Origin of the sequence: Dokdonella sp. (genome assembly GCF_035511235.1) — a bacterium.
Classification (GTDB): domain Bacteria; phylum Pseudomonadota; class Gammaproteobacteria; order Xanthomonadales; family Rhodanobacteraceae; genus Dokdonella.
Genome location: NZ_DATKFQ010000020.1, coordinates 1 through 22,663, shown reverse-complemented (window position 1 = coordinate 22,663; position 22,663 = coordinate 1). Strand labels below are relative to the sequence as shown.

20 protein-coding genes are annotated in these 22,663 nt (G+C 68.5%); 10 read left to right on the top strand and 10 right to left on the bottom strand.

Features of this window, described 5'->3' with window-relative positions; all coding sequences use genetic code 11:
- The first annotated feature begins 66 nt into the window (after nucleotides 1-66).
- Nucleotides 67-774: a FadR/GntR family transcriptional regulator gene (locus VMR06_RS09425; RefSeq protein ID WP_325375536.1), complete on the top strand. Its 708-nt coding sequence runs from the start codon at nucleotides 67-69 to the stop codon at nucleotides 772-774.
- A 64-nt stretch (nucleotides 775-838) separates the two neighbouring features.
- On the opposite strand, the gene VMR06_RS09420 is transcribed toward VMR06_RS09425, so the two are convergent.
- Complete coding sequence (locus tag VMR06_RS09420; protein ID WP_325375534.1) at nucleotides 839-2,563, bottom strand: lysophospholipid acyltransferase family protein; 1,725 nt, start codon at nucleotides 2,561-2,563, stop codon at nucleotides 839-841.
- A 133-nt stretch (nucleotides 2,564-2,696) separates the two neighbouring features.
- Here VMR06_RS09420 and VMR06_RS09415 point away from each other — a divergent pair, with 133 nt between their 5' ends.
- From VMR06_RS09415 to VMR06_RS09405, 3 genes are read left to right on the top strand one after another with little or no spacing between them, the layout of a single operon-like run.
- Nucleotides 2,697-3,917, top strand: a complete 1,221-nt coding sequence (locus VMR06_RS09415; RefSeq protein ID WP_325375531.1) for a BtaA family protein — start codon at nucleotides 2,697-2,699, stop codon at nucleotides 3,915-3,917.
- Nucleotides 3,904-4,635, top strand: a complete 732-nt coding sequence (locus VMR06_RS09410) for a class I SAM-dependent methyltransferase (RefSeq protein WP_325375527.1) — start codon at nucleotides 3,904-3,906, stop codon at nucleotides 4,633-4,635. The genes VMR06_RS09415 and VMR06_RS09410 overlap by 14 nt, the downstream gene beginning before the upstream one ends.
- Complete coding sequence (locus VMR06_RS09405; RefSeq protein WP_325375524.1) at nucleotides 4,632-5,456, top strand: UDP-2,3-diacylglucosamine diphosphatase; 825 nt, start codon at nucleotides 4,632-4,634, stop codon at nucleotides 5,454-5,456. Before VMR06_RS09410 ends, VMR06_RS09405 begins: the two co-directional genes overlap by 4 nt.
- Nucleotides 5,457-5,553: 97 nt before the next feature.
- On the opposite strand, the gene maiA is transcribed toward VMR06_RS09405, so the two are convergent.
- The 4 genes from maiA to hppD all read right to left on the bottom strand — a co-directional run bounded on the left by maiA (nucleotide 5,554) and on the right by hppD (nucleotide 10,002).
- Nucleotides 5,554-6,222 carry a maleylacetoacetate isomerase gene (maiA, locus tag VMR06_RS09400; RefSeq protein WP_325375521.1) on the bottom strand — a complete coding sequence of 223 codons (669 nt, stop codon included), beginning with the start codon at nucleotides 6,220-6,222 and terminating at the stop codon, nucleotides 5,554-5,556.
- Between the two features lie 242 nt (nucleotides 6,223-6,464).
- Complete coding sequence (locus tag VMR06_RS09395; RefSeq protein WP_325375518.1) at nucleotides 6,465-7,457, bottom strand: fumarylacetoacetate hydrolase family protein; 993 nt, start codon at nucleotides 7,455-7,457, stop codon at nucleotides 6,465-6,467.
- A gap of 34 nt (nucleotides 7,458-7,491) precedes the next feature.
- Nucleotides 7,492-8,799, bottom strand: a complete 1,308-nt coding sequence (hmgA, locus tag VMR06_RS09390; RefSeq protein WP_325375516.1) for a homogentisate 1,2-dioxygenase — start codon at nucleotides 8,797-8,799, stop codon at nucleotides 7,492-7,494.
- Nucleotides 8,800-8,898: 99 nt separating this feature from the next.
- Nucleotides 8,899-10,002, bottom strand: a complete 1,104-nt coding sequence (gene hppD / locus VMR06_RS09385; protein ID WP_325375514.1) for a 4-hydroxyphenylpyruvate dioxygenase — start codon at nucleotides 10,000-10,002, stop codon at nucleotides 8,899-8,901.
- Between the two features lie 89 nt (nucleotides 10,003-10,091).
- On the opposite strand from hppD, the gene VMR06_RS09380 reads away from it, so the two are divergent.
- A complete protein-coding gene (locus VMR06_RS09380) occupies nucleotides 10,092-10,547 on the top strand; it encodes a MarR family winged helix-turn-helix transcriptional regulator (protein ID WP_325375512.1) in 456 nt (151 codons plus the stop codon).
- Nucleotides 10,548-10,642: 95 nt separating this feature from the next.
- Here VMR06_RS09380 and VMR06_RS09375 read toward each other — a convergent pair whose 3' ends face one another.
- Nucleotides 10,643-12,148 (bottom strand): oligopeptide:H+ symporter, encoded by a 1,506-nt coding sequence (locus VMR06_RS09375; RefSeq protein ID WP_325375510.1) that lies wholly within the window; start codon nucleotides 12,146-12,148, stop codon nucleotides 10,643-10,645.
- Between the two features lie 137 nt (nucleotides 12,149-12,285).
- Nucleotides 12,286-13,143 carry a tryptophan 2,3-dioxygenase gene (kynA, locus tag VMR06_RS09370; protein ID WP_325375508.1) on the bottom strand — a complete coding sequence of 286 codons (858 nt, stop codon included), beginning with the start codon at nucleotides 13,141-13,143 and terminating at the stop codon, nucleotides 12,286-12,288.
- 440 nt (nucleotides 13,144-13,583) lie between these two features.
- On the opposite strand from kynA, the gene pdhA reads away from it, so the two are divergent.
- The 5 genes from pdhA to VMR06_RS09345 all read left to right on the top strand — a co-directional run bounded on the left by pdhA (nucleotide 13,584) and on the right by VMR06_RS09345 (nucleotide 18,991).
- Nucleotides 13,584-14,660: a pyruvate dehydrogenase (acetyl-transferring) E1 component subunit alpha gene (gene pdhA, locus VMR06_RS09365; protein WP_325375506.1), complete on the top strand. Its 1,077-nt coding sequence runs from the start codon at nucleotides 13,584-13,586 to the stop codon at nucleotides 14,658-14,660.
- A 40-nt stretch (nucleotides 14,661-14,700) separates the two neighbouring features.
- Complete coding sequence (locus VMR06_RS09360; RefSeq protein ID WP_325375504.1) at nucleotides 14,701-15,681, top strand: alpha-ketoacid dehydrogenase subunit beta; 981 nt, start codon at nucleotides 14,701-14,703, stop codon at nucleotides 15,679-15,681.
- 22 nt (nucleotides 15,682-15,703) lie between these two features.
- Nucleotides 15,704-17,113, top strand: a complete 1,410-nt coding sequence (locus VMR06_RS09355) for a dihydrolipoamide acetyltransferase family protein (RefSeq protein ID WP_325375502.1) — start codon at nucleotides 15,704-15,706, stop codon at nucleotides 17,111-17,113.
- A 475-nt stretch (nucleotides 17,114-17,588) separates the two neighbouring features.
- Nucleotides 17,589-18,083 (top strand): peptidylprolyl isomerase, encoded by a 495-nt coding sequence (locus VMR06_RS09350; protein ID WP_325375712.1) that lies wholly within the window; start codon nucleotides 17,589-17,591, stop codon nucleotides 18,081-18,083.
- Nucleotides 18,084-18,262: 179 nt separating this feature from the next.
- Nucleotides 18,263-18,991: a UDP-2,3-diacylglucosamine diphosphatase gene (locus VMR06_RS09345; RefSeq protein ID WP_325375500.1), complete on the top strand. Its 729-nt coding sequence runs from the start codon at nucleotides 18,263-18,265 to the stop codon at nucleotides 18,989-18,991.
- 259 nt (nucleotides 18,992-19,250) lie between these two features.
- Here VMR06_RS09345 and VMR06_RS09340 read toward each other — a convergent pair whose 3' ends face one another.
- The 3 genes from VMR06_RS09340 to VMR06_RS09330 all read right to left on the bottom strand — a co-directional run bounded on the left by VMR06_RS09340 (nucleotide 19,251) and on the right by VMR06_RS09330 (nucleotide 22,091).
- Nucleotides 19,251-20,636, bottom strand: coding sequence for a hypothetical protein (locus VMR06_RS09340; protein ID WP_325375498.1), 1,386 nt, complete (start codon nucleotides 20,634-20,636; stop codon nucleotides 19,251-19,253).
- Between the two features lie 162 nt (nucleotides 20,637-20,798).
- Nucleotides 20,799-21,266 (bottom strand): hypothetical protein, encoded by a 468-nt coding sequence (locus VMR06_RS09335; RefSeq protein ID WP_325375496.1) that lies wholly within the window; start codon nucleotides 21,264-21,266, stop codon nucleotides 20,799-20,801.
- Nucleotides 21,267-21,314: 48 nt separating this feature from the next.
- On the bottom strand, nucleotides 21,315-22,091 hold the full coding sequence (locus VMR06_RS09330; RefSeq protein WP_325375494.1) for a hypothetical protein: 777 nt from the start codon (nucleotides 22,089-22,091) through the stop codon (nucleotides 21,315-21,317).
- Nucleotides 22,092-22,663 lie beyond the last annotated feature (572 nt).

Below are 22,663 nucleotides of genomic sequence, written 5' to 3'. Positions count from 1 at the left end.
GCGCCGGAGTGTGCGCGCGGTCACGCCGGCCGGTATATTGGTCAGACCAATTTTGCGGATCAGGCCATGTCGCGCCGCGTCGAAACGGTGGTCGACCATCTGGAGTCGGCGATCGTCCAGGGTGTCTATGCGCCGGGCACGCGCCTGCCCGGCGAACGCGCGCTCGGCACTGCGCTCGGCGTCTCGCGCGCGACCGTGCGCGATGCGCTGGCCGCCCTGGTCAGCCGCGGCCTGCTGCAGCGCCGCCACGGTGACGGCACCTACGTCAACGACCAGGCCGAGCGGCAGATGGCCGAGGTCTGGGTCGACATGGCCGAGCGCCATCCGGCGCTGCAGGGCGATCTGATCGAATTTCGCGAGATGCTCGAGAGCCGCGCCGCCGAGCTGGCCGCGACGCGCCACGACGCGGCCGACCGCGAGCGATTGCTGGCGGCGCTCGCCGCGGTCGACGCGGCCTACAACGGCGAGGATCGCGCCGCGCAGATCCGCAGCGACGTGGCGTTCCATCGCGCGATCGCCGAGGCGACGCACAATCCGCTGTTCGCATACCTGATGAACTCGCTGCTGCGCCTGCTGCACGAGCATGTGCAGCTGAGCCTGGCCGGCGTCGCACCGCATTCGGACACGGCGCGCCAGCTGCGCGTGCAGCACCGCGCGCTGGCCGAGGCGATCCTCGCGCGCGACGCCGAGCGCGCCCGCCGCCAGGCCGGCGGCCACATCGACTTCGTCGGCGTGCGCCTCAACGCGATGCGCCGGCCGCCGGCGCGGCGCTGATGGCGCCCCGCAGCGGCCGGCGCGTGCGGCAAGGCGCGCGATGGAACGGCGAGTACGCCGCCGATCAGGCCGGCAGCGCGGCCGCAGTGCCGGGCCGCAGATAGCGCGCGCGCTTGCGCGCCCTCAGGCGATCCAGATCGAGCAGGATCAGGCCGTCGACGCTGTTGCGGAACGCCGGATCGACGCCGAACGCGAGAAAGCGCGCACCGCCGGGATCACACAGCTCGGTGTACTGGCGATACAGGATCGGCAGCCGCGCACCGGCCTGGTCGAGCCGGGCGCGCAGCAGCACCATCGCCTGGTCGGCATCGCAGTCGCCGAACGACGGCGCGTCGCCGGCGTAGCGGAACGGATGATGCGCGCGCGCCAGACCGCCGGCATCGCCGAAGTAGCGCTGGTAGTACGCGACGATCTGCTCGCGCGCGGGCAGCGGCAGCTCGGCGCTGATCGAGACCGGGCCATACAGATGGCGCACCTGCGGATGCGTGCGCAGCCAGGCCCCGATGCCCTGCCACAGCCAGTCCAGGCTGCGCGTGTTGCGGTAGCGCGGCTGGACGAAGCTGCGGCCGAGCTCGGCGCTGGATTCGAGGACCGGCCGCAGCCGTTCGTCGAGGTCGAACAGGCTGCGCACGTAGAGGCCGGCCGGTCCGCGCTCGGCCAGCACGCGTGCGCAGTCGGCGATCCGGTAGGCGCCGGCCACCTCGCCGGCCGCGCCGTCCCAGACCACGATGTGGTCGTACCAGCTGTCGTAGACGTCGGTGTCGAGCCGCCGGCCGGTGCCCTCGCCGACGCTGCGGAAGGTCAGCTCGCGCAGGCGTGCGATCTCGCGCAGCAGCGGCGAGTCGCTGACCAGGCGGCCGGCATGGATGCGCAGGCCCTCGGCGTTCTCGCCGATCAGCGGCAGCCGTTCCAGGTCCCTGCGGATCGCCGCCGGCGCCGGCCGGTGCGCGAGCGGCGCCTGCAGCGCCGACCAGCGGTCGCCGCGGCGGCCGATCGCGTAGACGGCGCGGCGCACCTCGCGCGAGATGCGCCGCCGATCGGCGAAGCCCTGCATGACCTCGCCGATCGGACGCGGCGCCCCGACGCGGATCACCAGGCGGCTGCGCTGGCGCGCGAACATCTCGCGCGGCAGCAGGCCGGTGCCGAGCGGCCGGAACAAGGCCGACATGCCGTAGAACAGCGCCGAGTTGCGGCCCTCGATGCGCACCGGCACCACCGGTGCGGCGGCCTGTTCGGCGAAGCGCAGGAAGCCGTGCCGCCAGGCCGCGTCGCGCACACCGATCGGCGTCAGCCGCGACACCTCGCCGGCCGGGAACACGATCACCGCCTGCTCGGCGTCGAGCGCCCGGTCGACCTGGCGCAGGCTGTCGGCACCGGCGCGCCCGCCGAACACGCGCAGCGGAATCAGCAAGTCCGACAGACCCTCGAACGCGGACAGGAAATCGTTGGCGACGACGCGCACGTCGCGGCGCACGCTGCCGACGAAGGCCAGCAGCGCCAGCGCGTCGAGCGCGCCCATCGGATGATTGGCGACGATCACCACGCGCCCGGTCTCGGGGATGCGTTCGCGTTCGACCTGATCGACCAGGAAGCGGCAGTCGAGCCGCTCGAGCGCGGCCTCGACGAACGCGAATCCGCGCAGATGCGCATGTTCGCGCATGAAGGCGTCGATGTCGTCGAGGCGCGCGATGCGCGCGAGCGAACGGATCAGCTGGCGCGAGAACGGCGCGCGGCGGCCGGTGAACCACTGCGGGAATCGCGCCTCGATCCTGCCTTCCAGATCGAGCATGGACACGGCCTCCTGGTCGCCTGAGTGCCGGCACGCTAGGACCGGCTCGTTGCAGGCACGTGACGACGGGCATCACGCCGGTGTCATCTGCGCCGGCCACGATGGCGGCGAACGATCGGACCGGACTTCCGGAATGCCCGCCATCCAGCCCGCCCACCGGACCGCCACGCGGCCGAGCCTGCGCGATCGCGTCGACCAGCGGATCTTCGACGCGATCTGGTCGCGCAGCCTGGTCTACAACACCTGCTGGGAAGACCCGGCGGTCGACCGCGTCGTGCTCGGCCTCGGTGCCGACGACCATGTACTGGTCATCACCAGCGCCGGCTGCAATGCGCTGGACTATGCGCTGGCCGGCCCGCGCCGCATCGACTGCGTCGACGCCAATCCGCGCCAGAACGCGCTGCTCGAACTCAAGCTCGCCGGCATCGCCGCGCTCGGATTCGAGGACTTCTACGCGATCTTCGGCGACGGCCACCATCCGGACTTCGCGCGGCTGTACCGGACGCATCTGCGCGAGCGGCTGTCGCCGTTCGCGCGCGAATGGTGGGACCGCCATACGCAGTGGTTCGCCAGCGCGCGCGGCAGCTTCTACTTCCACGGCCTCTCCGGCCTGGTCGCGCGCGGCGTGCGCACCTGGTTCCGCGCGCAGCCGCGCCTGCGCGTGGCGATGTTCGACCTGCTCGCGGCCGGCGACCTGGAAAGCCAGCGCCACATCTACGACCGGCAGGTCGCGCCGCTGCTGTGGAACCGCGCGGTCAACTGGACGATCTCGCGGCAGCTGGTCATGAACCTGCTCGGCGTGCCGCATCCGCAGCGGCGGCTGGTCCAGGCCGAGCATGCCGACGGCGTGTCCGGATTCATCCGGGCAGCGCTGGAATACGTGTTCCGCGAGCTGCCGCTGGCCGACAACTATTTCTATCGCGTCTATCTGACCGGCCGCTACGCGCCGGACTGCTGTCCGGAATACCTCAAGCGCGAGAACTTCCTGCGCCTCAAGGGCGGCCTCGCCGAGTCGATCCGCGTGCACACAGGGACCGTCACCGCATTCCTGCAGAGCGGCCACGCGCCGATCTCGCGCTTCGTGCTGCTCGACCACATGGACTGGATGGGCTCCTACCATCCGGCGGCGCTCGACGCGGAGTGGCAGGCGATCCTGAAGCGGGCCGCGCCGCGGGCGCGGATCCTGCTGCGCAGCGCGCAGACGCGGCCGGCCTGGCTCGATCAGGTCCGCCTGGCCGACGGCGCGACGCTGCAGCAGCGTCTGCGCTTCGACGGCGCACTGGCCGCGGCGCTGCAGCCGCGCGACCGCGTGCATACCTATCCCGGCCTGGTGATCGCCGATGCACCGGCTTGAGACGCTGCGTGCCGACTTCTCCGTGCTGCGCGCGATGACGCGCGGCATGCCGACCGGCGACAGCGCAGCGGCGCGGCTGGCCGCGTTCTATGCCCCGCAGGCCGAGCACTACGACCGCTTCCGCGAGCGGCTGCTGCATGGACGCCAGGCGCTGATCGACATGATTCCGCTGCCGCGCCGCGCCCGCGTCGTCGATCTCGGCGGCGGCACCGGCCGCAACCTCGAACACTTCGGCGCGCGCGCCGCCGACATCGCACGCTACGAGGTCGTCGATCTGTGCGCGCCGCTGCTCGAACGGGCACGGGCGCGGGCGGCGCGCTTTGCGCAGCTGCGCGCGATCGAGGCCGACGCGACGCAATGGCGGCCGGACCGTCCGGTCGACGTCGTGATCCTGTCCTACGCGCTGACGATGATGCCCGACTGGCGCGCCGCGATTCGCTCGGCGATCGCGATGCTCGCTTCCGGCGGCACGCTGGCCGTGGTCGATTTCTACGTCTCGGCCGAGTCCCCGCCCGACGGCTGCCAGCGTCACGGCTGGGCGACGCGGCGCTTCTGGCCGGCCTGGTTCGGCCACGACGGGGTCCGGCTCGATCCGGAGCACCTGCCGACGCTGTGCAGCGTCCTGCCCGACCACGTGCGGGTCGAGTCGCGCGGCCAGGTGCCATACCTGCCGCTGCTGCGCGTGCCCTATTACCGCTTCTTGGGGACCAAGCCGTGAACGTCCATCGGGTGCGCTCGGTCTTCATCTCGGACGTGCACCTGGGCACGCGTGCCTGCCAGGCCGAGCGCCTGCTCGCGTTCCTGCGCGCCTATCCGGCCGAATATCTCTATCTGGTCGGCGACATCGTCGACTTCTGGGCGATGCGGCGCGACGTGCGCTGGACGCCGGCGCAGAACACCGTCGTGCAGAAGATCCTGCGCCGTGCGCGCCACGGCGAGCAGGTGGTCTTCATCCCCGGCAACCACGACGAGGCACTGCGCGAATACACCGGCATCCGCTTCGGCGACATCCGGCTCGAACGCGAATGGGTTCACACCACCGCCGAAGGCAAGCGCTATCTGGTGCTGCACGGCGACGAGTTCGATCAGGTCACGCGCTACCACCGCTGGCTCGCGGTGCTCGGCGACGTCGGCTACACCTGGCTCGTACACGCCAACGGCTGGCTGTCGTGGCTGCGCCGCAAGCTCGGCATCGCCGGCTACTGGTCGCTGGCCGGCTATGCCAAGCGCAAGGTCAAGGTGGCGGTCAGCTTCGTCGGCGACTTCGAAGGTTCGGTCGCGCGCGCGGTGCGCGAGCGCGGCCTGGACGGCGTGATCTGCGGGCACATCCACGTCGCCGCGATGCACGACATCGAGGGCATTCGCTACGTCAACTGCGGCGACTGGGTCGACAGCTGCACGGCGATCGTCGAGCACCACGACGGCCAGCTCGAACTGATCCACTGGAGCGCCGAGGAAGCCGACGCGCATACGGCCGAGGCATTCGCCGAGGACATGCTGCTGCGGCCGCGCGCGCCCGGCCGCAAGATCGCCGCCTGATCGAACGACGGCGCGGCGCGATCGGCCCGGCCGCCGGCGCGGCGTGCCGGGCGGTGCCGCTGTCCCGTCCCTGCCGCTGCGCGCCCGCGCGGAACGCTCAGGCCGTGCCGGGCACGTCGGGCTGATTCTCCGGCCGCGCCGCATCGAATGCCGGCAGCGCCAGACAGGCCTGCTCGATCCGGGCGATCGTCGGATACGGTGCCAGATCGACGCGGAAGCGATGCGCGTTGTAGACCTGCGGAATCAGGCAGGCGTCGGCGAGGCCGGGCTGGTCGCCTTCGCAATAGCGGCCGGTCGACGGATGCTCGGCGAGCATCTCCTCGAATGCGCGCAGGCCTTCGCGTATCCAGTGCTGGGTCCAGCGCTGGCGCTGCTCGGCATCGACCGCGAGCTCGCGCTCCAGATACTGCATGACGCGCAGATTGTTCAGCGGATGCACGTCGCAGCCGATCAGCTGCGCGAGCGCGCGCACGCGCGCACGGTCGCGGATCATCGCCGGCAGCAGCTTGATCGCGCCGTCGTAAGCCTCGTCGAGGTATTCGATGATCGCCATCGACTGGCGCACCACGCGGCGGCCGTCGATCAGCACCGGCACCAGCTCCTGCGGATTGAGCTCGTGGTAGATCGGGTCGTGCTGCTCGCCGCCGTTGTTGACCAGATGGACCGGTACCTGGTCGTACGGCAGCATCTTGAGATTGAGCGCGATGCGCACGCGATAGGCCGCGCTCGATCGCCAGTAGCTGTAGAGGGTCAAACGCTCGCTCATGACGGTGCCTCCCCTGCGCCCTTCACGTGAACGGCCGGCCCGATTATCTCAGCGAATCGCCGCGATGTTGAGCGCCGGCCCTCGTCCGGCCGCGGTCCGGTCCGCGTCGGCGCCGCAGCGGCGGCCGTGCGGCCGAGGGCCGTCCGGGTTGCGACGGCTGCCCCGGAGGGTCATGGGCTCGGTGGCCGCCGGGGGCCGCAGCGGCGACGGCCCGCGCCTGCACGCCGCTGCGCCGCGCCCCCTCAGCCCTGCGGCCGATAGCGCTCGATGCGCTGCTCGATCGCGCCGAAGAGGCTGGCGCCCTGCGCGTCGGTCATCTCGATGCGGACCGTGTCGCCGAACGCCAGGAACGGCGTCGCCGGCTTGCCGTCACGCAGCGTCTCGACCGTGCGCTGCTCGGCCAGGCAGGAGGCGCCCTTGGCAGTGTCCTCGTTGGCGATCGTGCCCGAGCCGACCAGGGTGCCGGCGGTCAGCGGCCGCGTCTTGGCCGCGTGCGCGATCAGCTCGGCGAAGCTGAACTGCATGTCGACGCCGGCCTCGGCCTCGCCGAACCAGCGGCCGTTGATCCAGGTGCGCATCGGCAGGTGCAGCTTGCTGTCCCGCCAGGCGTCGCCGAGCTCGTCGGGCGTGACCAGCACCGGCGACAGCGCCGAGCGCGGCTTGCTCTGCAGGAAGCCGAAGCCCTTGGCCAGTTCCGGCGGAATCAGCCCGCGCAGCGAGACGTCGTTGACCAGGCCGACCAGCTGGATGTGACGCGCGGCCTCGGCCGGCGTGACGCCCATCGGCACGTCGTCGGTCACGACCAGAACCTCGGCCTCGAGGTCGATGCCGTAGTCCTCGCTGGCGACCAGGACCGGATCGCGCGGCGCAAGGAAGCCGGCGCTGGTCGCCTGGTACATCAGCGGATCGGTGTAGAAGCTGGCCGGCACTTCGGCGCCGCGCGCGCGCCGCACGCGCTCGACGTGCGGCAGATAGGCGCTGCCGTCGACGAACTCGTAGGCGCGCGGCAGCGGCGCGGCGAGCGCGTCGACGTCGAGGTCGAACGCATCGGCGGCGCGGCCGTCCGAGAGCGCCTCGTACAGCGCGTTGAGTCGCGGTGCGACCGCTTCCCAGCCGTCGAGCGCGGCCTGCAGCGTGGCGGCGATGCCGGTCGCGCGCACGGCGCGGGTCAACGCGCGGTCGACGACGATCAGCGTGCCGTCGCGGCCGCCTTCCTTGAGACTTGCAAGCTTCATGTGGGTCGCTTCCGGTTGAGTGGTCGGCCGGCGCTCAGCGCCGGCCCGGGTCGAAATGCTTGGCCAGGCCCTGCCAGCAGGCATAGTAGTCGCGCTGCAGCTGCGGCGATTCGAGCGCCTGCCGGGTCGGATGGATGACCGCGCGGGTCTCGAACATGAAGGCCATGGTATCGACGATGTGGTCGGGCCTGGACGTGTCGGCCGCCGAGGCCTTCTCGAAACTGGCCGCATCGGGTCCGTGGCCGCTCATGCAGTTGTGCAGGCTGCTGCCGCCGGGCACGAAGCCGCCGGCCTTGGCGTCGTAGGCGCCGTGCACGAGGCCCATGAACTCGCTGGCGACGTTGCGGTGGAACCACGGCGGACGGAACGTGTCCTCGGCGCACAGCCAGCGCGGCGGAAAGATCACGAAATCCAGATTCGCAGTGCCCGGCGTGTCGCTCGGCGAGGTCAGCACCGTGAAGATCGAGGGATCGGGATGGTCGTAGCTGATCGAGCCGATCGTGTTGAAGCGGCGCAGATCGTAACGGTACGGCGCATGGTTGCCGTGCCAGGCGACCACGTCCAGCGGCGAATGGCCGATCGCGGCGCGCCACAGCCGGCCCTGGAACTTGGCGATCAGCTCGAACGCGCCTTCGACGTCTTCGTAGGCCGCGTGCGGCGTTTCGAAGTCGCGCGGATTGGCCAGGCCGTTGGAGCCGATCGGGCCCAGATCGGGCAGGCGCAGCGCAGCGCCGAAATTCTCGGCGACGTAGCCGCGCGCCTCGCCGTCCGGCAGGTCGACGCGGAAGCGAATGCCGCGCGGAATCACTGCGATTTGCTGCGGCTCGACCTCGACGACGCCGAGTTCGGTCGCGATGTGGAGCCGTCCGCGCTCGGGCACGATCAGCAGCTCGCCGTCGGCGCTGTAGAAATAGCGCCCCTGCATCGACCGGTTGGCCGCGTAGAGATAGATGCCGATGCCGGCCTGCGAAGCGGCGCCGCCGTTGCCGGCGACCGAGACCAGGCCGTCGACGAAGTCGGTCGGCGCATCCGGCAGCGGCAGCGGATCCCAGCGCAGCTGGTTCGGCGTCGCCGGCACCTCGTCGAAGCGGTTGTGGAAATGCGGATGCGCCAGCGCCTCGAACGGCCGGTGCATCGACGCGGGCCGGATCCGGTACAGCCAGCTGCGCCGGTTGGCATGGCGCGGCGCGGTGAACGCGGTACCGGAGATCTGTTCGGCGTACAGCCCGTACGCGGCGCGCTGCGGCGAATTGCGCGCCTCGGGCAGCGCGCCCGGCAGGGCCTCGCTCGCGAACTCGTTGCCGAAGCCGGTCTGGTAGCCGCTGGATCGAGAAGAAGACATGCCGACACCTCGGAGCGCCGCGACCGCGGCGCACTGCCGTTGAACGGCGGGCCGGACATCAGTGCCGGCCCGCCTCCTGGATCGTCCGCCGTGGAGCGGTCAGAGCACGCCGCGGCGCATCTGGTCGCGTTCGATGCTCTCGAACAGCGCCTGGAAGTTGCCGTTGCCGAAGCCCTCGTTGCCCTTGCGCTGGATGATCTCGAAGAAGATCGGACCGATGCAGTTCTGCGTGAAGATCTGCAGCAGCAGCTTCTTCTTGGTCTCCGGGTCGGCGTCGATCAGCAGCTTGTTGCGCTGCATGCGCGGCAGATCCTCGCCGTGGCCGGGGATGCGCTGATCGACGACCTCGTAGTAGGTCTCCGGCGTGTCGAGGAAGGCCACGCCGCGCGCGCGCATCGCCTCGACCGTGGCGTAGATGTCGTCGGTGAAGCAGGCGATGTGCTGGATGCCCTCGCCCTTGTACTCGTCCAGATACTCGTTGATCTGCGACTTGGCGTCCGAGGACTCGTTGAGCGGGATGCGCACCATGCCGTCCGGCGCGGTCATCGCCTTGGACACCAGGCCGGTCTTGGCGCCCTTGATGTCGAAGTAGCGGATCTCGCGGAAGTTGAACAGCCGCTCGTAATAGTCCGCCCAGCGCTCCATGTTGCCGAAATAGAGATTGTGGGTCAGGTGGTCGATGAAGGTCAGACCGAAGCCCTTCGGGTGGCGGTCCACGCCCGGCAGCCAGTCGAAGTCGGCGTCGTAGACCGAGCCGCCGGCGCCGTACCGATCGACCAGATACAGCATGCAGTCGCCGATGCCCTTGATGACCGGCACATCGACGGCGCCGGTGTCGGCCTTGTGCGTGAGCTTCTCGGCGCCGTTGGCGAGCGTGGCGGCGAGCACCTCGTCGGCCGGCTTGCGGAAGCGGATCGCGAAGCCGCAGGCGCTCGGGCCGTGCTGGGCCGCGAAGTCGGCCGCGAACGAATCGGGCTCCTCATTGACGAGGAAGTTGCAGTCGCCCTGGCGGTACAGCGTCACCTTGCGCGTGCGATGACGGGCGACCGCGGTAAAGCCGAGATTGCCGAACAGCTCGTGCAGCAGCTGCGGATCGGGCGCGGCGAATTCGACGAACTCGAAGCCGTCCACGCCCATCGGGTTCTCGAACGTGGTGACCTCGATGCCGGTATTGGGTACGGTCGGATGGGGCTGGGCGTTCATGGCGGCTCCGTGGGAACGAGGCGCCGTGCGGGCGGCGCAATCGGCGTGTTATAGTTTCATATGAAACCAATTGCAAGAGGCAGTGCAGCATGCCCGGACGCGTCCTGTTGGAGCTGGAGGCCTTTCTCCCGTACCGGCTTTCGGTGTTGTCGAACACCGTCAGCCAGGCGATCGCCCGCATCTACGAGGCGCGCTTCGACCTGTCGGTGACCGAATGGCGTGCGATGGCCGTGCTCGGCCGCTACAGCGGCATCTCGGCACGCGAGGTCGCGCTGCGCACGGCGATGGACAAGGTGGCGGTCAGCCGCGCAGTCGCGCGCCTGCTCGACAAGGGCCTGATCGAACGCGATACCGCCGAGCACGACCGCCGCCAGTCGGTGCTGCAGCTGTCCGAGGCCGGCTGGACGATCTACGACCAGGTCGCGCCGCTCGCGCTCGAGCACGAGCAGCGGCTGCTCGATCATCTCGACGCCGAGGAGAAGCAGTGGCTGGCACGCATCCTCGACAAGCTCTGGCAGGTCGAGCGCAGCGCGCTGGAATCCTGACGCTAACATCGCCGCATCCGCCGCGGGCGCGACGCCGGTCCGGATCGGGCATGGCATCGTCTGCGCCGGCAGCGCCGGCGCAGACGAGCGAAGCCTTACTTGACGCCGTGCATCAGCCGCTGGATCAGCGGCGCGATCACGAACAGCAGCACGCCCGGGATCACCAGGGCCCAGAAGCCGAACGTGTAGCCGCTGAGCGCGGACTCCACATTCATGCCGCCCTCGCCGCTGACGTGGCTGGCGAAGATGCCCGACAGGTTGTTGCCGATCGCGGTCGACAGGAACCAGCCGCCCATGCCGAAGCCGACCAGGCGCACCGGCGCCAGCTTGGTCACCATCGACAGGCCGATCGGCGACAGGCACAGCTCGCCGACCGACTGGATCACGTAAACCATGAACAGCGTCCAGAACGGGATCTTCAGCGACTGCGGATCGACCAGGCTCGACAGCGCGAAGATCAGCAGCAGAAACGCCAGCGCATTGAAGATCAGGCCGAGGCCGAACTTGCGCGGGATCGACGGATTGTGGCGGCCCATCTTGACCCACAGCCAGGCCAGCAGCGGCGCCAGCGTGATGATCGACAGCGAGTTGACCGACTGGAACCAGCCGACCGGGAAGATCCAGCCGCTGAAGTCGCGGTCGATGATGTTCTGCGCGAGGAAATTGAACGAGCTGCCGGCCTGCTCGAAGAAGCACCAGAACAGCACGTTGAAGACGAAGATGATCAGCATCGCGACGGCCATGTCGCGCCGGATCGCGCCGTCCTTGAAGCCCTCCTTGAGGATCAGCACGCACAGTCCGACGAACAGCGCGCTCAGAATCCACTGCAGCGCACCGGCGCCGATCGAGAGCAGGAAGTAGAACACCGGAATCGCGACCAGCGCGCAGATCGCCGTCGCCAGCACGCGACCGCCGCCCTCGGCGCCTTCCGGCGGCCGGCCGATGCCGAGCAGCTGCCGGCGGCCGAACCAGAACCACACCAGGCTGATCAGCATGCCGATGCCCGAAACCAGGAATACTACCTTGTAGGCCGGCATCTGCGGCGTGCCGCCCATGACGCGCTCGGCGAGGATGCCGGTCAGCCACGGCGCCAGCATCGCGCCGAGATTGATGCCCATGTAGAACAGCGTGAAGCCCGAGTCGCGACGCTCGTCGCCGGTCGCGTAGAGCTTGCCGACCATCGTCGAGATGTTCGGCTTGAACAGGCCGTTGCCGACGATCACGGTCGCCAGGCCGAGTTTGAACAGTGCCTCGTTCGGCATCATGATCAGGAACAGGCCGGCCGCCATGATCACCGCGCCGAGCAGGATCGAGCGCTGATAGCCGATCACGCGGTCGGCCACGTAACCGCCGAACAGCGCCGCCGCATAGACCAGCGCCAGATAGGCGCCGTAGAGCCGGCTGGCCGGCGCCTCGCCGGCGGCATCGCCCGCATAGAACTGCGCCACGATGTACAGGGCCAGCGCCCAGCGCATGCCGTAGAACGCGAAGCGTTCCCAGAACTCGGTCATGAACAGCATCCACAACGGACGCGGATGCCCCATCGTCTGCGGAAACTGTGGAAGCGCGTCGCCCGCGGGCGACGTGGCGGTACCGCTCATAGGCGGATTCTCCTGCTGGAAAGGGTGGAAGAAAGCGAAGCGCGCGAGCGGACGACCGGTCCCTGCCCCGGCCGACAGGTTTAACCGCAGATGAATGCGGCGTCAAATCGCGCCGCGTCAAATCCGGGCCGGCGCGTTCAGCGCGTGCCGATAACGGTGCGCACCTCGAACAGCTCCGGGAAGAACGTCAGATCCAGCGCCTTGCGCAGGAAGCCGACGCCCGACGAGCCGCCGGTGCCGCGGCGGAAACCGATGATCCGCTCGACGGTCTTCATGTGGCGGAAACGCCACAGCTGGAAGCTCTCCTCGACGTCGACCAGCTTCTCGCAGAGGTTGTAGGCACGCCAGTGCGCATCGGCGTTCTCGTAGATGCGCCGGAACACCGCGACCAGCTCCGGGTGGCGCTGGTACGGCTGCGACCAGTCGCGCTCGATGCAGGCGTGCGGCACCTCGTGGCCATGGCGGGCCAGATGGCGCAGGAACTCGTCGTAGAGGCTCGGCGCCTCCAGCACCTGGCGCAACGCCTGCTGGCGTTCGGGGTCGTAGTCGAACACCGCCAGCATCTGTGCGTTCTTGTTGCCGAGCAGGAACTCGATCGTGCGGTACTGGTGCGACTGGAAGCCCGAGGCCGGGCCGAGCACGTCGCGAAACTGCAGATACTCCGACGGCGTCAGCGTCTCGAGCACGGCCCACTGCTCGAACAACTGGCGCTGGATCTGCTTGACCCGGGCGAGGATTTTCAGGCACGAATCGATTTCGTCGCGGGAAAGATTGGCGACCGCGGCGCGCAGCTCGTGGATGATCAGCTTCATCCACAGTTCCGAGACGTGATGCTGGACGATGAACAGCATCTCGTCGTGATGCGGCGGGTCGGAGAGGGGCTGCTGCGCCGACAGCAGCGTGTCGAGCTGCAGGTAGCCGCCGTAGGTGAGGCGGTCGGCCAGATCGAGTTCGATCCCGGCTTCGAGGTCACGCTTGTTGTCGCTGGATGTCATTGCCGATCCACGGAAAAGCGGCCCGCCCGGCTGTGTCCCGAGCGCGGCGGGACGCGCAGTGTACTGGGGCCGGGGCCGCCGTTTCGAGGAAAACCTGCGCACCGCGCCGCGCCTCGAGCCGCGCCCGGCCGGCAGCGGCGCGCGACGGCCGCCAGCGGTCCGGCCGCCGTTGCGATTTGGACGGCCAAATCGGCGCCGCCCGCCTCGCCGCGCATGCGCCGCAGCGGCGGCGCGTGCTGCGCCGGTCCTTGCGCCTCCGGCACAGGCTTGCTATCTAGCCGCCAACGCCGTCGACCCGGGCTCACCTCCGACCGCAGCGTTGCGCACGCCGGCACTGGATCCGAGCTTCCGCGCAGCGTTCCGCGGCAGCCCGCGAGCTTTCCAGCCAGCCTCGAGATCGACGGGCCTCCATCCGTTCGCCGAACCGACTTAGGGCCACCGTGAGCGTCGTCGCCACTTTCGAAATCGAATATCTCCAGTACCTCGACACCGAGGGCCGTCTGATCCGCGAGGATCTCCCCGCGTTCGCGCGCGACATCCGGCAGTTGGTGGACATCTACAAGCTGATGACCTACCTGCGCGTGTTCGACGGCAAGGCCGTCGCGCTGCAGCGCACCGGCAAGCTCGGCACCTATGCGTCCTGCCTCGGCCACGAAGCGGCGCATGTCGCGATCGGCAGCGCGATGCAGGAGGACGACAGCCTCGCCGTCAGCTACCGCGAATACGGTGCACAGTTCTTCCGCGGCGTGCGCGCCCGCGACGTGCTGATGTACTGGGGCGGCGACGAGCGCGGCAGCGACTTCGCCGGCCCCGCGCACGACTTCCCGTGGTGCGTGCCGATCGCCACGCAGTGCCTGCACGCGGCCGGTTCGGCGCTGGCATTCAAGCTGCGCAAGGAACCACGCGTGGCGGTCTGCACGGTCGGCGACGGCGGTTCGTCGAAGGCCGACTTCAACAGCGCGATCAACGTCGCCGGCGCGATGCAGCTGCCGCTGGTCGCCGTCATCGTCAACAACCAGTGGGCGATCTCGGTACCGCGCAGCGCGCAGACCGGCGCCAAGACGCTGGCGCAGAAGGGCATCGCCGCCGGCCTGGACTGCATCCAGGTTGACGGCAACGACCTGATCGCGATGCGCGCCGCGCTCGATCACGCGATCAAGCGCGCCCGTCACGGCCACGGCGGCACCGTCATCGAGGCCGTCACCTATCGCCTGTCCGACCACACCACGGCCGACGACGCGCGCCGTTACCGGCCCGAGGCCGAGGTCAAGGACGCCTGGGAGCGCGAGCCGCTCAAGCGCATCCGCGCGTACCTCTCGTCGCTGAACGCCTGGAGCGAGGACGAGGAGGCGGCCTGGAAGGCGCAGTGCGCCGATCTGGTCGACGCCGAGGTCAACGCCTACCTGGAGACCAAGTCGCAGCCGGTCGAGGCGATGTTCGACTACACCTATGCCGAGCTGCCGCCCGACCTCGCCGCCCAGCGCGCCGAAGCGATCGCACGCGAGCACGGCGGCTGAGGCCGCGGTTCGCCCGTCCACGCAATCCGACGATTTTCCAATGGCACAAATCACCTTGATCGAAGCCGTCACCCAGGCCCTGGCTTGGGAGATGAAGCACGACAGCAGCGTCCTCGTCCTCGGCGAGGACGTCGGCGTCAACGGCGGCGTGTTCCGCGCCACGCAGGGCCTGCTGCAGCAGTTCGGCGAAGGACGCGTCCTCGACACGCCGCTGGACGAGACCACGATCGCCGGCCTCACCGTCGGCCTGGCCGCGCAGGGCATGAAACCGGTCGCCGAGGCGCAGTTCGAGGGCTTCATCTACGCGATGCTCGAGCAGATCATCTGCCACGCCGCGCGCCTGCGTAACCGCACGCGTGGCCGCATGAGCGTGCCGGCCGTGTTCCGTGCACCGTGGGGCGGCGGCATCCGCGCGCCCGAACACCATTCCGAAGCCAATGAGGCGCTGTTCACGAACGTGCCGGGCCTGCGCGTCGTGCTGCCGTCCTCGCCGGCGCGCGCCTACGGCCTGCTGCTGGCGGCGATCCGCGATCCCGATCCGGTCATCTTCTTCGAGCCCAAGCGCATCTACCGCCAGTACAAGGAAGAAGTGCCCGACGACGGCGAAGCGTTGCCGCTGGACGTGTGCTTCGTGCTCCGCGACGGCAGTGACGTCACCCTGGTGACCTGGGGCGCCCAGGTCAAGGAGACGCTGGAGGCCGCCGAGGCGCTCGCCGCCGACGGCATCAGCGCCGAGGTCATCGACGTCGCCACGCTCAAGCCGCTCGACTTCGACACGATCGCCGAGTCGGTCGCCAAGACCGGTCGCTGCGTGATCGTGCACGAGGCGCCGCGCACCGCCGGCTTCGGCGCCGAGATCGCCGCGCGCCTGGCCGAGCATTCGATGTACGACCTGCTCGCGCCGGTCGAGCGCGTCACCGGCTACGACACCCACATCCCGCTGTTCCGGCTCGAGATGAAGTACCTGCCCGGCGTCGACAAGATCGTCGCCGCCGCCAAGCGCACGCTCGCGGCCAGCTGATCGACGACGGAATCCAAGTCCCATGAGCGAAACCAAGACCTTTCATCTTCCGGATCTCGGCGAGGGCCTGCCCGACGCGACGATCGTCGAATGGTTCGTCAAGCAGGGCGACACGGTCCGGCTCGACGCGCCGCTGGTCTCGATGGAAACCGCCAAGGCGGTCGTCGAGGTGCCGTCGCCGTACTCCGGCACCGTGGCGCGGCTTTACGGCGGCAACGGCGACGTCATCGTGACCGGCGCGCCGCTGGTCGACATCGCGATCGACCCGGCCGCGCCGCAGCGCGCCGACGCCGAGGCGACCGGACATCATCACGGCCCGCCACCGGCCAAGCCGGCCACCGGTGCGCCGGCGCCGGCCGCACCGGGCAAGGTGGTGGCCTCCGACGAAGGCGGCGAGATCCGCGAGGGCGGCGCGGCACCGAGGGCCGATTCGGGCACCGTCGTCGGCGCGATGGAGGCTGGCGACCGCGTCCACAGCGAGGCGCTGACCCAGGTCGGCGGCGTCAAGGCCGTGCCGGCGGTGCGCGCGCTGGCGCGCAAACTCGGCGTCGATCTGGCGCGGGTGTCGCCGAGCGGCGCCGACGGCGTGGTCACCGCCCAGGACGTCAAGCAGGCCGCCGCGGCCGGGACCGCACGCGCCGGCGGCGCAGCGTCCCCGGCACGCGCCGCCACCCAGCCGGCGCAGGCTGCGCCTGCCGCTACCACACCGGTTCCGCCCACCGCACCGGCGCAGCGCACGACGCTGTCGGCCGCCGGCAAGCCGATCCGCACCACGCCGCCGTCGGTCGCTGCGACCGGCCAGCCCGAGCAGCTCAAGGGGGTGCGCCGCAACATGGCGCGTGTCATGGCCGACGCGCACGCCAAGGTGGTTCCGACCACGCTGGCCGACGATGCCGACATCCACGCCTGGCTGCCCGGCAACGACATCACGGTGCGCTTGATCCGTGCCCTGGTCCGGGCCTGCAAGACCGTACCGGCGCTCAATGCCTGGTTTGACGGCGAGAACCTGACGCGCACGCTGCATCCGCACGTCGACATCGGCATCGCGGTCGACACCGACGACGGCCTGTTCGTGCCGGCGCTGCGCAATGCCGACGCGCTCGACGCCGCCGGCCTGCGCACCGCGATCAACCGGCTGCGTACCCAGGTCGAGGATCGCAGCATTCCGCCGTCGGAGCTCTCCGGCTATACGATCAGCCTGTCGAACTTCGGCGTGTTCGCCGGCCGCTACGCGACGCCGATCGTGGTGCCGCCGTGCGTCGCGATCGTCGCGGCCGGCAAGGGCCGCCACCAGATGACGCCGGTCATGGGCGGCTTCGAGTCGCACCGCGTGATCCCGCTGTCGCTGACCTTCGATCACCGCGCCGCGACCGGCGGCGAGGCGGCGCGCTTCCTGAAGGCGATGCTGGACGATCTGGCGCTGGCCAGCTGACGAGTAGCCTGCATCCTCGCACGGCCAGAGTCCCGGAACGGTCGTTCTGTGCAAATGTGCCGATTCAATCCGGCGCGGCATGCAACGGCGGTCCATCGATATCAGCCCGCTCTCCGAAACCCGGCATGGTTACGGGTCCGATGAGGGAGGGCGCCGGAATAGTTTCGGGCACTCCAGAATGCTGGGGTATAGCGGCAAGGCTCGATCTTGTGCCGCGAGAGCAGTCCAGGCCGCTCAACCGCTTACTGACAGGCTGGATCTGGCCGAGATCGGCGTTGCCGATCCCCCGCGATGTTGCGCGCTATCATTGCCGTTTCGACCCCATCGAGGACTTGCCGTGTTCAAATCGTTCCTGTTAACCGCCTCGCTGCTGCTGCCGACGCTCGGCTTCGCGCAGTCGGATGCCTCCAGTTCCAAGCAGACCACCGACGCCAAGACGACCGCCGCAGCACAGAAGCCGGCCGCGCCCCAGGTCCTGTTCAAGACCACGCTCGGCGACATCACGGTGGAGCTGTATCCGGACAAGGCGCCCAAGACCGTCGAGAACATTCTCGATTACGTGCGCAGCGGCTTCTACGACGGCACGATCTTCCATCGCGTGATCGGCAACTTCATGATCCAGGGCGGCGGCTTCACGGCAGATCTGCGCCAGAAGCAGACCAAGGCACCGGTCGCCAACGAGGCCAACAACGGCCTCAGCAACACGCGCGGCACGATCGCGATGGCGCGTACCGGCGACCCGCACTCGGCCACCGCGCAGTTCTTCATCAACGTCGTCGACAATCGCAATCTCGACTACGTCAGCGACCAGAGCCCGATGACCTGGGGCTACACCGTGTTCGGCAAGGTCGTCGCCGGCATGGACGTGGTCGATAAGATCAAGGCCGTGCAGACCGGACCGCAAGGACCGTTCCGCAGCGACGTGCCGACGACGGCGGTCGTGATCGAGAAAGCCGAAGTCGTCCAGTAACGCAGCGTTACGATTGGTCCGGCGAGCGGCTGGGTTTCCACCGCTCGCCGGATACCGCATCTTTCCGCACGATCGCCGCGTGTAGGACGTGCAAGGCGACGCGGCATTGCGCTCCCCTATCGCCCCTGGTACGTCGCGATACGCGTGCCGACGGACGGAGCGACGCTCGAGAGGTCCCGATGGCCACCGTGTTCATTTCCGATCTGCATCTGGATGCGGCGCGCCCCGGCATTATCGACCTGTTCGCCGACTTCATCGAGAGCCAGGCAAAAGCAGTCCGTGCGCTCTACATCCTCGGCGATCTCTTCGAGGCCTGGATCGGCGACGACGATGACGACGAAACCGGCGCTCGAGTCGCGACGGTCCTGAGTGGGTTGAGGCGGTCAGGCGTCCCTTGCTTCTTCATCGCCGGCAATCGCGACTTCCTGCTCGGCGACGCCTGGGCCAGGCGCGCCGGCGTGACGCTGCTGGACGACCCGTCGTTGATCGACGTGGAAGGCGTACCGACATTGCTGATGCACGGCGACACGCTCTGCACGGACGATGCGCGCTACCAGGCGATCAGAACGATGCTGCGCGCGCGGGACTGGCAGCGCAGCTTCCTCGAGAAGCCGCTCGCCGAACGCCGTGCATTCGCAGCGGAGGCGCGTGCGGAGAGCCGGCGCTACACGACCGACCCTGCGAACAACGCGATCATGGACGTCAATGAAGAGCAGGTCCGCGCGACCCTGCAACGCTTCGGAGCGCGCAGGCTCATCCATGGGCATACGCATCGCCCCTGCATTCACACCTTCGACTTGGCCGGGGCGCCGGCACAACGAATCGTGCTCGGCGACTGGTACGAGCAAGGCAGCGTTCTGAGAATCGATTCCGACGCGATCACGCTCCGCGCACTTCCGGCCCCCTGACGCAGCGACGTGCCACGGATGCTTTGGCATCGCCTCGACAGCTGAAGCGTCTGCGTGGAAGCCCTTTGTTCCGGCTTCCGAAGCATCGATCGCACCAGGGCTCGTCGCGAACAGCCTGCATGACGGGCGGCTCGTTCATGGCCGGGGATACCGAGTTGTCCACGGTCTACGAGTCTGCGGATCCACATTGCTGTCGCACCGAGCTTACGGCGGCTCCCGACGGAACACCATCGGGAGGCGCGTGCTCGAACACGGACCTCTACTTTGCGACGACGCGCTGCGGCCCCGTCAGGCTGTCCTTGGTCCCGTCCTTGTTGATCAGGCCAATCGAATACCAGTAGGTCTGACCGACCACGGCCGAAGTGTCACGCCACTGATAGGCGTTCGCATAACCTTCCTCGAACGTGCCCGCCGGAATGGTGTCCCTGTTGATCCGCTCGAAGGGGCCGGCCTCGCTGTCGCCGCGCAGGATGACGTAGCCGTATACGGCCTCCTCGTTGGCGACCGACCACTTCAGCAGAGGGCCACGCCCGGCCGGCGGCGGCCCCTGGATCTCCCGCACCTTCGCCTTGAGCACCTCGCGGATGTCGTTGGCGCCGCGCGCCTTCGGATCGGCCATCAGGCGCTTCTGCTCCGCGGTCGGCGCCTGATCGGAGGGTTCTTCTGCGGGCTCGACGCCGGGCGGCAACGCCGTGGCGGTCAGCCGCACCGGGAGCACCTGGCCGTAGTCCGGCAGCTCGACACGCAGCATGCCCTCCAAGGGCCCGAATCCGATGCCTTTGCCGCCTTTGATGCGAATGCGCTTGCAGCCGTCCGCGGCGGGCGAACAATCGACCACATCCGTCTTCGCGCCCTTAAAAGCTTCGAGCTCGACCTTGCCGACGCGAAACGGCTTGCCGCTGCGGCTTCGCAGCGGAACGAAGTACTCACGGTCTGCGTCGGTACGCACGACGCCCAGCGAAACCGGCTGGCGCTCGGGCGCGACGTCGCCGACGATGTGCGCGTTCAACACGATCGCGACCTTCTTCTGCTGCGGCGTATCGAGCGACACGACGATACGATCATCCGAACGCTGTCCCCAAGGCGCAGAGGCCTTGTACGCGACCCGCACCGTACGCCCGTCATTCTCGAGCTTGGCATCGACGAAGTCGGGAGACTCGACGATACCGGTCGCGCGCAAGCTGCCGTGATCACGACTCGTCAGCTCGATCTGACGCGATGGCAGAACGCCGCCGATGACGACCTCGCCGAGATCGATCGTCGGACGCGGATCGTCCAGCACGCTGCCGACGAAGCCCTGCGCATACGCATAGGTCGGAACCGATTTCGACTCGCCGGTATCGAGCAGGAACATCCGGTTGGTCAGACCGACCGCCACTTCGGGCTTGATCACCGCCTTCAGCTTGGCGGTCTCGCCCGGCGCCAAAGACAGACTGGACGGCTCGATCGTATCGGTCGGCTGGCTCGGGAGGATTTTGCCGATACGGACCTTCTCGCGCCCTGCATTCTTGACCTCGATCTCGCACTGCGCCGTCGAGAAAACGAATACCTCGCCGAACTGGCAGCTCTGGACGGACAGTTGGGGTGCGGGCGTGGCGGCCGACGCGACCGTCAATAGGGCGGGGGCAAGCGAAGTGAGCAGCATGGTCTCGTACGTTTGGAAGTGATCAAGAAATGCTAGCGGGAACATGCGACCGCGCCAACTGCCGGCATGCCGACAGCCGCGACCGACGAGAACGAAAAAAGCCCACCCGTTGCCGGGTGGGCTTCTGACTTCTTCTCTCTGCCTGCGGCAGAGGATCCCGTCTTACTCGACCGAGAAGCTCTGCAGTGCCACCGGCAGCGCCGTGTAGCCCCACGAGAACTCGCCACAACGCGGCGGCGTGGTGGTCGGTAGACCGGAGTCTGACGTGACGATCAGCAGGTAGTTCTGGCCATTGGTGATGCCCGGAACACCCTGCAGGTTCAGCGTACCCCCCGGTGCAACGCCCGTCAGCGGAGCGCTGGTGCAGTTGGCTGCGATGACGATCTCGCGCTCCGCACCGGTCAGCGTAATATTGCCCGCTTCGCTGTTGTTGTAGGTGAACTGGTAGACGACGCTGGGATGGGCAGCAACGGCACCACCGAGCGGGATGCCAGACTGACCACCACAGGTCGTGCCGGTGAAGGTCCCACCGAGCTGCGGGTGCAGGCTGGTCGGACTCTCACAGGTCTGAGCAAAAGCAGCCACCGGAAGAGCAGCCATTACGATGGCCGCGAGCAGAGCGCGCTTCATTGTCAAGTTCCTCATTTTGTTATGTGACTTCAATCTTCAGGTCGTCGGTTACGGCGAGCCGATGAACGTCGAACGACGCGAATCGAACTGGTCGAAGCTGACGATGCGGTTGGCCTGGACCGTACGGAAGGCCGGCGAGGCTTGAGCGAGACCCAGGGCTGCCGAATCGACACCACCCGTCCATGCCGTATTGTCTGCGGAGACGATCTGGCTCGGCGTAGCCTCGGTCGTGTTGTTGACCCACACCTTCACGCCGCCCGAACCCGAACCGTCACCGGCGAGACCCGAGCCCTTCGACCAATCGATCTCGACACGATGCACGCCCGCCGTACCACCGGTCAGCGGAACCGCCGACGACACGAAACCGCCGATCGCGGTCGGGTTGGAAGCGGCCACGAGAATGCCCAGCGACTTCGAGGTACCGGCAGCATTGCCGAACACGGTCAGCTTTACGAGCTCGGAGACGCCGGACGCCGGCACATCGGTGATCGCCGCGAACACGCGCACCGGCTGCGCCGAGCTCAGGCTAGCCAGCGCATCGACGTTGATCAGGAACTGAGCGCGGTAGCGCTCTTCGGCCGCCGGCGTGTCATCACGCACGAACGCGGACGCCGAGCCGAGGTTGGCCGTGATCTGAGCATCGAGCTTGCAGTTGGTGCCGGAAAAACCCGGGGTCGAGGTCACGAGCGAACCGCCCGCCGACACTTGGCCCGACCACGCACCCGGAAGCGCCGGGCACTGCGCCAGCGCGCTGCCGGCAAAAGCGAAACCGACCAGACCCGCGACGGCCAGCGACAGCGACTTCATCTTCGCATTGACTTTCATTTGGAGTCTCCAAGGAGTTGTCGGGCGGGGCCCACGCCCCTTCCCCTGATTGATAAGAAACCGTCAACCAAGCCCGATCGCTCGCGAGAATAGGTGTTCAGCCCATGCTGCGTCAAGCGCTCGAACGTGGGTCCGGCAAGTCCTGACCGGTGTTTGTGGCGACTAGAAGGGTTTCCCCTGCTCCCCGCCCCACGGCAACCCCGCAAGGTTCGCCTCCGGCCCACGTGTATCAGTAACGCAGCACAAGTCAGCGAGCGGACACGTTTGCGGAACTTTTTTTCGAAGGCGCGCGCCCTGCCCGCAAGTCATTGTTCTGAGGGTGCTCAGGGGAAGACGATCCGCCTGATGCCTGCGCAACGACGCAATTGCTGCTCCACTGATCCGCGGCGCGCTACGCCCATGCAGTACGGGAGATAGCTCGGCAAGGGGATTGGCAGCGGGGAAGCAGAAAGATAGCAGTTCGCGCCGGTCCGAGGGCTTGGGGAGGAGTGGAGCGGCAGGCCGGGTTGGGGGCGGCAGGGGTGGTGGCTGCGGCAGGCCGGGCGGCGAGGCAACAAAAAACCCCCGCCTTT